Genomic DNA, 11,231 nt, shown 5'->3' with positions numbered 1-11,231 from the left:
GGCACCTGCGGCGACTTGTGGTAACCGATCCCCCGCGCGTCCCAGCGGGGCGCCTGTGCCGCGAGCCGGGTCCGGCAGTCGTCCCAGTCGTGCGTGGCCGTCGGCGACCAGCCAAGGGCCGGGCTGCACGGAGTCCTTCTCCATTGCCACGAGGAGGAGTTGACGCAGGGTCTGGACGCCGTGGAACAGACCGGCGGGCTCGGCCGCGGTGAGGGTGACGCCCGAGCGGCCGCTGTCGAGGCGGTAGCCCTCACCGCAGTAGGAGCCCTTCGCGAGCCGGAGCCGGATGCCGTCGTGCCTGCCCTCGCCGGTGACCGGCAGGCGGTAACCGGTGGAGTGGCGCAGGACGTTCGCGAGACAGTCGCCGACCTCGCGTGCCTCGCGGGAAGCGCCGACCCGGATCCGGGTGCGTTCGGTGATGCGGTACGGGGATCCGCCCGGTTCCACCGAGGCGGGGGCCGGGGTCATCCGGTCGAGCGGGACCGGCACCGTGCCGCCCCCGTCGGTCGGGGCCGCGCCCATGGTGGTGGCCCCGGCCGCCATGACCAGCAGCAGGGACCCGAGCGGCCGGCTCATCCGATGAAACAATCACCCCATGGCGGAAATCATCCAGAAGGACGGAACCTGGGCCTTCGACGGGAACACCCTGCGGCTGACTCCCGGACGGGACAAGAACGTCGGGCTGCTCCGCCGGACGCTGGGCGAACTGCCGGTCCCGCTCGGCGCGCTGGCGGGGATCTCGTTCGAGCAGGGCAGAAAGGCGGGGCGGCTCAGACTGCGGCTGCGCGAGGGCGCCGACCCCCTGCTCCAGGCGACCGGAGGCCGGCTCGCCGAGCCGCACGACCCGTACCAGCTGGTCGTGGAGCCCGACCGGTCCGGCGTCGCCGAGTACTTCACGGACGAGGTCCGCAACGCCCTGCTGCTGGACCAGGTTCCCTCCGACCCGGTTCCGGAGTACCTGCTGCCCGGCCCGGCCGTGCCGCTGTCCGTCTCCGCCGGGGACGGCTCGGTGAGCTTCGACGGGGAGCGGATCCGCCTGGAGTGGAACTGGAAGACGGAGGACGCCAAGTCCGCCGCCGGCACCCGCACCCTCGCGCTGACCGACATAGCCGCCGTGGAGTGGCTGCCGGCGACCGGGCTGGAGAACGGTCACCTCCGTTTCACCGTGCGCCACGCACCCACCAAGGCCCCGGCCAAGTACGACCCCAACGCGGTGGAGCTGTGGGGCTTCAAGAAGGACCCTCTGATGGCGCTCGTCGCCGCCGCCGTCCAGGCCCGCCTGCCCCACCCGGCCGCCAGGGACTCCGTGCGGGACTCCCCGCACGACACCGCCCGGGACCGTGCCGGGCACGAACGCCCGGCGGAACCGGAGACCGCCCCGGGCACCTCCGTCGCCGCCGTCCCCGAGGACGAGCACGACGCGCTGCTGCGCCGGCTGCGCGAGCTGGGCGAACTGCACCGCTCCGGCGTACTGACGGACGAGGAGTTCACCCTGGCCAAACAGGCGGTCCTGAAGCGCATGTGAACGGCCCCTGCCTACGGCGGCTGTCCACGGCCACCGACACCCCGCATCGCTTTCCTGCCCGAAATCGGGCAGGATTCTTGCACGAGCCTCCCCCTTACCTCAGGATCATCGGGTGCACGACGAACTGGTCGATCATCTGACGCGGTCCACGCCCCTCAGCCGGGGCGAGGCGCTACGTGTGGTCCAGGACGTGCTCGCCTACTTCGACGAGACGACCGAGGAGTACGTCCGTCGCCGCCACCGCGAGCTCCAGGCCCAGGGCCTGGTGAACGCGACGATCTTCGAACGGATCGAGGCGGATCTCAGATATCGCGCGGTGGCCCCGCCGGAGCTCTCACTCCGGCAGCTGCGGCGCATCGTCTACGGCTAGGAACACACCCATATGTGCGGAATCGTCGGATACATCGGCAGGCGTGACGTCGCCCCCCTGCTGCTCGAAGGCCTGCAGCGCCTGGAGTACCGGGGCTACGACTCGGCGGGCATCGCCATCACGTCGCCGAAGGCCGCCGGCCTGAGGACGGTCAAGGCCAAGGGCCGGGTGCGCGAGCTGGAGGCGAAGGTCCCGGCCCGTTTCAAGGGCACCACGGGCATCGCCCACACCCGCTGGGCCACCCACGGCGCCCCGTCCGACGTGAACGCGCACCCGCACCTGGACGCCGAGGGCCGGGTCGCCGTCGTCCACAACGGCATCATCGACAACGCCGCCGACCTGCGCCGCAAACTGGAGGCGGACGGCGTCGAGTTCCTCTCGGAGACGGACACCGAGGTCCTCACCCACCTGATCGCCCGCTCGCAGGCCGCGAAGTTGGAGGACAAGGTCCGCGAGACGGTGCGGGTCATCGAGGGCACCTACGGCATCGCCGTGCTGCACGCCGACTTCCCGGACCGCATCGTGGTGGCCCGCAACGGTTCGCCCGTCGTGCTCGGCATCGGCGAGAAGGAGATGTTCGTCGCCTCGGACATAGCCGCCCTGGTCACCCACACCCGGCAGATCGTCACCCTCGACGACGGCGAGATGGCCACCCTCAAGGCCGACGACTTCCGCACCTACACCACCGAGGGCACCCGTACGACGTCCGAGCCGACCACCGTGGAGTGGGAGGCCGCCTCGTACGACATGGGCGGCCACGACACGTACATGCACAAGGAGATCCACGAGCAGGCCGAGGCCGTGGACCGGGTGCTGCGGGGCCGTATCGACGACCGATTCTCCACGGTGCGGCTGGGCGGCCTGAACCTGGACGCCCGTGAGGCACGCCGGATCCGCCGGGTGAAGATCCTCGGCTGCGGCACCTCGTACCACGCGGGGCTGATCGGCGCCCAGATGATCGAGGAGCTGGCCCGTATCCCGGCCGACGCCGAGCCGGCCTTCGAGTTCCGCTACCGCAACGCGGTCGTCGACCCCGACGCGCTGTACGTCGCGGTGTCCCAGTCCGGTGAGACGTACGACGTGCTGGCGGCGGTGCAGGAGCTGAAGCGCAAGGGCGCGCGGGTGCTGGGCGTGGTGAACGTCGTCGGTTCCGCGATCGCCCGCGAGGCGGACGGCGGCATGTACGTGCACGCCGGTCCCGAGGTCTGCGTGGTGTCCACGAAGTGCTTCACCAACACCACGGTCGCCTTCGCCCTGCTCGCCCTGCACCTGGGCCGCACCCGCGACCTGTCCGTGAGCGACGGCAAGCGGATCATCGAGGGGCTGCGCAGGCTGCCGGAACAGATCACCGAGATCCTGGAGCAGGAGGAGGAGATCAAGAAGCTGGCCCTGCAGTACGCGGAGGCCCGCTCGATGCTCTTCATCGGCCGTGTCCGGGGCTACCCGGTGGCCCGTGAGGCGTCCCTGAAACTCAAGGAGGTCTCCTACATCCACGCGGAGGCGTACCCGGCGTCCGAGCTCAAGCACGGCCCGCTGGCCCTGATCGAACCCGCGCTGCCCACGGTCGCGATCGTCCCCGACGACGACCTGCTGGAGAAGAACCGCGCGGCCCTGGAGGAGATCAAGGCCCGCAGCGGGCGCATCATGGCGGTCGCCCACCAGGAGCAGGAGAAGGCCGACCACACTGTCGTCGTCCCGAAGAACGAGGCCGAACTGGACCCCATCCTCATGGGCATCCCCCTCCAACTCCTCGCCTACCACACGGCGCTGGCCCTGGGCAGGGACATCGACAAGCCGAGGAACCTCGCCAAGTCGGTCACGGTCGAGTAAGCACTGCCACGGGCCGGCCATGGGCCGGCCGCTGGGCCGGCGCCTCAGGGAATGACCACCACGGGGCGCTGCGCCCGCTTGGCGAGCCGGCCGGCGACGGAGCCGAAGATCCGGCCCACGAGGCCGTGGGTGGAGCCGACGACGATCGCGTCGGCCTCGTACTCCCGGCCGACCTCCTCGAGTTCGTGGCAGATGTCGCCGCCGCGCTCGACCAAGATCCAGGGCACCTCGGTGAGGTGGTCCGCGCAGGCCAGCTCGAGGCCGAGGACCTCGGTGCGGTGGTCCGGGACGTCGACGAAGACCGGCGGCTCGCAGCCCGCCCACACCGTGGTGGGCAGCCGGTTGGCGACATGGACGATGATCAGCGCGGAACCGAAGCGCCGGGCCATGCCGATCGCGTAGGCGAGGGCCCGCTCACTGGAGGTGGAGCCGTCGAAGCCGACGACGACACCATGCCGGAACGCGGGATCGCACGGATGGCGCGACGCTTCCGCGCCCAGGGGGTCGGCCCCGAGCGGCTCGGCCGCCGAGGGATCGGCGAGGGGCCGCTTGCGGTCCGCGGGTTCGAAGAATTCGTGACCGGCCATGGCTGTCTCGGCGTTGTGATCCTTGTGATGGGTGACGACAGGGGGCGTCGGAGCTGTGTCCGGGAATCATCTTCCCAACCCCATACCCCCAAGGGTACGGCGGTACGCGTCCTCAGCCCAGACCCCGTCCACGCTGGCCGACGGGTCCTCCGGAGCATGCCCGAGGGGGCACCCGTCACGCAATGGTCGCTGCGCCGCACAGGCGGTTCGCGCGGGGCGGGCCGAGCCACGAGAGTGTCGCCGTGTGCCGTGTCCTCGGGGGCCGGGAGTTCGGGCTTTCGTCCCGGAACCGCAGTGACCGTCACCCCACCCGCGCGTTGAACCCCGTGAGTCACGCCGCAGGGAACACGCCGTTGGCCGGACCCCGTCCCGCCGCCGGGGCGGACCGCGCGCCGGGCGCCCCAGCGGCGCCCTCACGACGGGAGTCCTCCCGGGACCCGATGACCGACGTGGTCCGCCGGGCGGCGTTCAGCCGCCTGCCGGTCCCGGTCGTCCTGTTCCGGTGCGGCTCCTCACCGGTCGGCGTGGTCGGTACGGGGCCCTCGGCCCGACCGCCCTCACGGGCGCCTGCCGCCTGCTGAGGCGCCGCTCCGAGCGGGCGGCGCGGGGCGGCGGGGATACACCGGTCGCGTGACCGGTTTCCGCGCACGCGGGCGTATCTTTTCAGCCAACTTCCGCAACCTGTGCATCTCCTGCCGTGACCACCCCCCAACCCCCGTTCGACCTGCACAAAAAGGGGTCGGCGGACCCTGCGCACCCTACGGGGATTGGCCACCGGGACGAGGCGCACTTCCCTGCACGGCCCACGAGTGCAACCCTTCGTGATCGAATGCTTCACGCCAAGTTGCCAAGTCGACAATGCGCCGGGGGCCGAACTGGCCACCCGGGCACGACGGGGCACAGTAGATTCGATCTTGACTGTCTTACGGCGGGGGATTCGTGCAGGACCGAGGGGAAACGTGCAGGTGCGACACAACCGAGGAGCCGCGACCACCGAGGGGGGCTTAGCAGCATGAGCCACGACTCCACTGCCGCGCCGGAGATCGCGGCCCGGAAACTCGCCGGGCGACGTCGCAAGGAGATCGTCGCCGTGCTGCTGTTCAGCGGCGGCCCCATCTTCGAGAGTTCCATACCGCTGTCGGTGTTCGGGATCGACCGCCAGGACGCCGGCGTACCGCGCTACCGACTGCTGGTGAGTGCCGGCGAGGGGGGTCCGCTGCGGACCACGGGGGGTCTCGAACTCACCGCGCCGCACGGCCTGGAGGCGATAGCCCGCGCGGGCACCGTCGTCGTGCCCGCCTGGCGTTCGATCACCTCGCCGCCGCCGGACGATGCGCTCGAAGCGCTGCGCCGCGCCCACGAGGAGGGCGCCCGCATCGTCGGGCTGTGCACCGGCGCCTTCGTACTCGCGGCGGCCGGCCTGCTGGACGGCCGCCCGGCGACCACCCACTGGATGTACGCGCCGACGCTGGCGAAACGCTATCCGTCGGTGCACGTCGATCCGCGCGAACTCTTCGTGGACGACGGCGACGTGCTGACGTCGGCGGGTACGGCGGCCGGAATCGATCTGTGCCTGCACATCGTGCGCACGGATCACGGCAGCGAGGCGGCGGGGGCACTCGCCCGGCGCCTCGTCGTCCCACCGCGCCGGACGGGTGGTCAGGAGCGCTATCTCGACAGGTCTTTACCCGAGGAGATCGGCGCCGACCCGCTCGCCGAGGTCGTCGCCTGGGCGCTGGAGCACCTCCACGAACAGTTCGACGTGGAGACGCTGGCGGCACGCGCGTACATGAGCCGTCGTACGTTCGACCGCCGCTTCCGGTCGCTGACCGGCAGCGCGCCGCTGCAGTGGCTGATCACGCAGCGGGTGCTGCAGGCCCAGCGCCTGCTGGAGACGTCGGACTACTCGGTGGACGAGGTCGCGGGCCGCTGCGGCTTCCGCTCACCGGTCGCGCTGCGGGGCCACTTCCGGCGCCAGCTGGGTTCGTCCCCGGCCACCTACCGGGCCGCGTACCGCGCGCGGCGCCCCCAGGCCGAGCGGAACCAGGGCGCCGACGGCATCCCGAACACCCCGGGTGCCGTCCCGTCCGGCCCGGCACACCAGCACGGGCACCCGGGGCAGGCCGGCATGGCGCCCGCCGCGCCGCACCCGGACAACCCCGTCCCGCACCAGTCCCGGCGCACGGCGGCCGCGAGCGCCCTGGGCGGCCCGTCCCTGGCGGCGTCGGCGTCCTCGGCGGACCCGGGCCGCGAGGCGTACGTCCCCAAGCGGGCGAGCGTGCCGGGGCAGCGCAGCGCGCCGTGAGGCGGACCTGAGACAGGAGCGCGACGGGAATCAGTCGGCGGGCCGGGCCGGAGACGGGAGTCTCCGGCCCGGCCCGTCTCTCCGTCCGCGTCACACACCCGGTCCCCGACGGGTCACCTACGCTCCCGCGCGCCGTATGGTTAGGCATATGAACGATCGCATGGTGTGGATCGACTGCGAGATGACCGGCCTCTCGCTGTCCGACGACGCGCTCATCGAGGTGGCCGCCCTCGTCACCGACTCCGAGCTGAACGTGCTCGGCGACGGTGTGGACATCGTCATCCGCCCGCCGGAACGGGCCCTGGAGACGATGCCGGAGGTGGTGCGTGAGATGCACACCGCGTCCGGGCTGCTCGCCGAACTGGCGGACGGCACGACGCTCGAGGACGCCGAGCAGCAGGTCCTCGCGTATGTGAAGGAGCACGTCAAGGAGCCCGGCAAGGCGCCCCTGTGCGGCAACTCCGTCGGCACGGACCGCGGATTCCTGCTGCGGGACATGCCGACGCTGGAGGCCTACCTGCACTACCGCATCGTGGACGTGTCCAGCGTCAAGGAGCTGTCGCGCCGCTGGTACCCGAAGGCGTACTTCAACAGCCCCGAGAAGAACGGCAACCACCGTGCGCTGGCCGACATCCGCGAGTCCATCGCGGAGCTGCGCTACTACCGCGAGGCCGTCTTCGTGCCGCAGCCCGGCCCCGACTCGGACACCGCGAAGAAGATCGCCGCGAAGCACGTTCTGCCTGCTCAGTAGGCAGGTGAGGCGGTCGTCCGAAGGGCGCCGCGAAACCCTGGCGCGAGCACCCCTTCGGACCCTGTACACTTTTCCTCGGCCGGTCGGAAAGAAACCGATCTTCACCGATGACGGCCATGGTGGGTGTAGCTCAGCTGGTAGAGCACCTGGTTGTGGTCCAGGATGCCGCGGGTTCAAGTCCCGTCACTCACCCTGAACGAAAGAGGCCCCCTCGGGGGCCTCTTTCGCGTGGTGGGCGCCTCTTCCCGTGGGGCGCCGAACCTCACAGCTCCAGTCGGCGCAGCAGCTGGGCGTTGAGCGCCACCACGACGGTGGACGCGGACATGAGGACCGCGCCGACGCTCATGGGCAGGACGAATCCAACCGGCGCGAGCACACCGGCGGCCAGGGGCACCGAGAGCAGGTTGTAGCCGGCGGCCCACCACAGGTTCTGCTTCATCTTCCGGTAGCTCGCCCGCGACAGCTCCCTGACCGAGAGCACCGCACGCGGATCGGAGGAGGCGAGGATGACCCCGGCCGAGCCGATCGCGACATCGGTGCCGGCGCCGATGGCGATGCCGACGTCGGCCTGGGCCAGGGCCGGGGCGTCGTTGACGCCGTCGCCGACCATGGCGACCCGCATGCCCTCCGACTGCAGCTCCGCGACCTTGGCCGCCTTGTCCTCCGGCCGGACCCCGGCGAACACGCGGTCGATGCCCAGTTCCCCGGCCACGGTTTCGGCCACCGCTCGGGCGTCGCCGGTGATCATCACGACCTGGGTGCCCGCGGCGTGCAGGGCGTCGACGGCCTCGCGGGACTCGGGCCGGATCTCGTCGGCCAGCCGCAGCGCACCGATCACCCGGCCGTCGGCGAGGACGTGCAGGATGATCGCGCCCTCCTTCCGCCACTCGTCGGCGACGGGCAGCTCGTCGAGGCCGTGCTCCTCGAGGAGGTACGGGCCGCCCACGGCGATCACGGTGCCGTCCACCGTGGCCCGCACGCCCACGGCAGGGGAAGAGGAGAAGTCGGTGGCCCCGGGCGCCTCCAGCCCGCGCGTGCGTGCGGCCCCGACGACTGCCCTGGCCAGGGGGTGCTCGCTGTCGCTCTCCGCCGCCGCGGCCAGGGCCAGCAGGTCGTCCGCGCCGCGGCCGCCGGCGGGTTCGATCCCGGTCACCGTCGGCTCGCCCTTGGTCAGCGTGCCGGTCTTGTCGAACAGGACCGCGTCGACGGTACGCATCGACTCCAGCGCCAGCCGGTCCTTGACCAGGACGCCGGCGCGGGCGGCACGCTCGGTGGCGATGGACACCACCAGCGGGATCGCCAGTCCCAGCGCGTGGGGGCAGGCGATGACCAGCACGGTGATGGTCCGCACGACCGCGGTGTCCGGCATGCCGACGAGACTCCACACGCCCGCGGTGACCGCGGCCGAGCCCAGCGCGAACCAGAACAGCCACCCCGCCGCGGTGTCGGCGATGCGCTGAGCCCGTGAGGAGGAGGCCTGGGCATCGGCGACCAGCCTCTGGATGCCGGCCAGAGCCGTGTCCGCGCCGACGGCGGTGACCTCGACGCGCAGCCCGGAGTCGGTAGCCACGGTGCCGGCGACCACCTGCTCGCCGGGCGCACGACGGACCGGCTTGGACTCTCCGGTGACCATGGACTCGTCCATGCTCGCCGAACCGTCGACGATCTTCCCGTCGGCGGGCACCGAGGCGCCGGGACGGACCACGACGACATCGCCGACGGTCAGATCGGCCGGGGCGACTTTCACGACCTCGTCACCCTCGACCCGCTCGGCCTCGTCCGGCAGCAGGGCGGCCAGGGAATCGAGGGCGGACGTGGTCCGGGCCAGGGAGCGCATCTCGATCCAGTGGCCCAGCAGCATGATGACGACCAGCAGGGCCAGTTCCCACCAGAAGTCCAGCTCGTCGTCGACCAGACGCAGACTCGCCGCCCAGGAGGCGACGAACGCCACGGTGATGGCCAGGCCGATGAGCAGCATCATGCCGGGCTTGCGGGAGCGGACCTCCGAGACCGCTCCGGTCAGGAACGGCCGACCGCCCCAGACATAGGTCACGGTGCCCAGGACCGGGGAGACCCACCGCGCCCACTCCGCGTCGGGCAGGCCGTAACCGACGAGGTGGGCGAACATTCCGTTGAATCCCACCACCGGGACCGCCAGGACGAGCATGATCCAGAACAGTCGCCGGAACTGCCCGACGTGATCCGCGTGCCCGGCGTGCTCGCCATGACCACCGTGCCCGTGATGACCACCCTGACTGCCGTGGTCCATGTGACCGGCATGGTCCATGTGGTCCATGTGATCTCTGTGGTCCACCTGACCATCATGAGCCACAGGACTACCACGGGTTGTGCGGCCGTCGTGATCACCATGCCCCTGATGAACGGAGTCGATCGATGCCGAAACCTGATCGTGCTGATGATCGTGGCGTATGCCCACCGTCGTACTCTCCCCATCGCTGCGGATATCCGCAGCAAGGCTACGACGACGCGCGCTGCACCAGCTCCGTGGCCAGGACCACCTGACGCCGCTCCAGCCCTCGCGAGGCGGGTGGGCGGCGGTCGGCGACCTCGGCGAGGAGGAGGTCGATCATCGCGCGGCCCATCTCCTCGATGGGCTGGCGCACGCTGGTCAGCGGCGGGTCCATGTGGCGGGCGATGGCGGAGTCGTCGTAGCCGACGAGGGCCACGTCGTCGGGGATGCGGCGGCCCGCCTCGCGCAGCGCGTGCCGGGCGCCGGCGGCGGTCACGTCGGAGGCGGCGAAGACCGCGTCCAGCTCCGGCCGGCGTTCCAGCAGCGCCGCCATCGCGCGCCGACCGCCCTCCTCGGAGAAGTCGCCCGCCTCGATCAGCAGCTCGTCCGCCTCGTGGCCCGCGTCCCGCAGGGCGTCGCGGTAGCCGTCGATGCGCCGCTCGGCGCCGTACACGTCGAGGCGGCCGGTGATGTGGGCGATGCGGCGCCGGCCCCGGCCGATGAGGTGCTCGACGGCCTGCCGGGCGCCGCCGTAGTTGTCCGAGTCGACCGAGGTAAGGGTCTCCGCGGCCGACCGGGGGCCGCTGATCACGGCCGGGATCTCCAGCTGGGCGAGCATGTCGGGCAGCGGGTCGTCGGCGTGCACGGAGACCAGCAGCACACCGTCCACGCGGTGCGCGGCCAGGTAATCGGCGAGCCGCTGCCGTTCCCGGTCGCTGCCCGCGAAGATCAGCAGCAGCTGCATCTCGGTGTCGGAGAGCGCCGCCCCCACACCGCGCAGCATGTCCGAGAAGTACGGTTCGGCGAAGAACCGAGTCTCCGGTTCGGGCACGACCAGCGCGATCGCGTCGGTACGGTTGGCGGCCAGCGCACGGGCGGCCGTGTTCGGGACGTAACCGAGCTCCGCGACGGCGGCCTCCACGGCGGCCCGGGTGGCGTCGCTCACCCGGGGTGACCCGTTGATCACCCGGGAGACCGTGCCCCGGCCGACACCGGCGCGCGCCGCCACCTCTTCGAGGGTGGGCCTGCTGCTGCCGCGGCCCCGCGCTCCGTGGCTCGCCATCTGCGCCCCGCCTTCCGTCGTGTGTCACGCCGGCCTGGAATCTAACAGCCCCGTCAGCGGCGGCGACCGCCGCCAGGTCCGCCGCCCGGGGCCCCGGACCATCCCTCGGCGAGAACCGGGCGTCCAGTCAACAGCCCGATAACTGGACGCAGTTCTCCGCGTCCGGTCCCTTGACACCCCCGCCCGGACCCGCAACCCTTCAACACATCACTTGTGGGAGCGCTCCCACAGCGCCTGGCACATACACAACCCGCACGTTCCCCGCCCGCGCCGCAGCATGCAAGAAACGGGCCCGACAACGCCGTTGGCCGGGGGGTCGGCACGTCAGGG

General features: G+C 71.5%; 8 protein-coding genes, 1 tRNA gene and 1 pseudogene. 6 read left to right on the top strand and 4 right to left on the bottom strand.

The window, feature by feature from the left end; all coding sequences use genetic code 11:
- Window positions 1-96: 96 nt before the first annotated feature.
- Window positions 97-576, bottom strand: a pseudogene (locus WJ438_RS26445) (glycoside hydrolase family 20 zincin-like fold domain-containing protein); the annotation flags it as partial.
- A 19-nt stretch (window positions 577-595) separates the two neighbouring features.
- Here WJ438_RS26445 and WJ438_RS26440 point away from each other — a divergent pair.
- From WJ438_RS26440 to glmS, 3 genes are all read left to right on the top strand, one after another.
- Window positions 596-1,525 carry a DUF4429 domain-containing protein gene (locus WJ438_RS26440; RefSeq protein ID WP_406727441.1) on the top strand — a complete coding sequence of 310 codons (930 nt, stop codon included), beginning with the start codon at window positions 596-598 and terminating at the stop codon, window positions 1,523-1,525.
- Between the two features lie 112 nt (window positions 1,526-1,637).
- Window positions 1,638-1,895 carry a hypothetical protein gene (locus WJ438_RS26435; RefSeq protein ID WP_030217181.1) on the top strand — a complete coding sequence of 86 codons (258 nt, stop codon included), beginning with the start codon at window positions 1,638-1,640 and terminating at the stop codon, window positions 1,893-1,895.
- 12 nt (window positions 1,896-1,907) lie between these two features.
- Complete coding sequence (glmS, locus tag WJ438_RS26430; RefSeq protein ID WP_406727440.1) at window positions 1,908-3,725, top strand: glutamine--fructose-6-phosphate transaminase (isomerizing); 1,818 nt, start codon at window positions 1,908-1,910, stop codon at window positions 3,723-3,725.
- Between the two features lie 44 nt (window positions 3,726-3,769).
- On the opposite strand, the gene WJ438_RS26425 is transcribed toward glmS, so the two are convergent.
- The gene (locus WJ438_RS26425) at window positions 3,770-4,312 is read right to left on the bottom strand and encodes a universal stress protein (protein WP_406727439.1); all 543 of its coding nucleotides are present in this window, start codon (window positions 4,310-4,312) and stop codon (window positions 3,770-3,772) included.
- 1,012 nt (window positions 4,313-5,324) lie between these two features.
- Between WJ438_RS26425 and WJ438_RS26420 the strand changes: the two genes are divergently transcribed.
- The 3 genes from WJ438_RS26420 (at window position 5,325) to WJ438_RS26410 (ending at window position 7,560) form a co-directional block, all read left to right on the top strand.
- Window positions 5,325-6,617, top strand: coding sequence for a GlxA family transcriptional regulator (locus tag WJ438_RS26420; protein ID WP_406727438.1), 1,293 nt, complete (start codon window positions 5,325-5,327; stop codon window positions 6,615-6,617).
- Window positions 6,618-6,765: 148 nt separating this feature from the next.
- Window positions 6,766-7,368, top strand: coding sequence for an oligoribonuclease (gene orn, locus WJ438_RS26415; protein ID WP_406727437.1), 603 nt, complete (start codon window positions 6,766-6,768; stop codon window positions 7,366-7,368).
- Window positions 7,369-7,487: 119 nt separating this feature from the next.
- Window positions 7,488-7,560 (top strand) — tRNA-His (locus tag WJ438_RS26410).
- A 70-nt stretch (window positions 7,561-7,630) separates the two neighbouring features.
- On the opposite strand, the gene WJ438_RS26405 is transcribed toward WJ438_RS26410, so the two are convergent.
- Window positions 7,631-9,682 carry a heavy metal translocating P-type ATPase gene (locus WJ438_RS26405; protein WP_406727436.1) on the bottom strand — a complete coding sequence of 684 codons (2,052 nt, stop codon included), beginning with the start codon at window positions 9,680-9,682 and terminating at the stop codon, window positions 7,631-7,633.
- Window positions 9,683-9,845: 163 nt separating this feature from the next.
- The gene (locus WJ438_RS26400; protein ID WP_406727435.1) at window positions 9,846-10,901 is read right to left on the bottom strand and encodes a LacI family DNA-binding transcriptional regulator; all 1,056 of its coding nucleotides are present in this window, start codon (window positions 10,899-10,901) and stop codon (window positions 9,846-9,848) included.
- Between the last annotated feature and the right edge of the window lie 330 nt (window positions 10,902-11,231).

It is taken from the genome of Streptomyces sp. GD-15H (assembly GCF_045291515.1).
Lineage (GTDB): Bacteria > Actinomycetota > Actinomycetes > Streptomycetales > Streptomycetaceae > Streptomyces.
The sequence above is the reverse complement of the archived record's forward strand: the minus strand, read 5'-3'. Positions and strand labels throughout refer to the sequence as shown.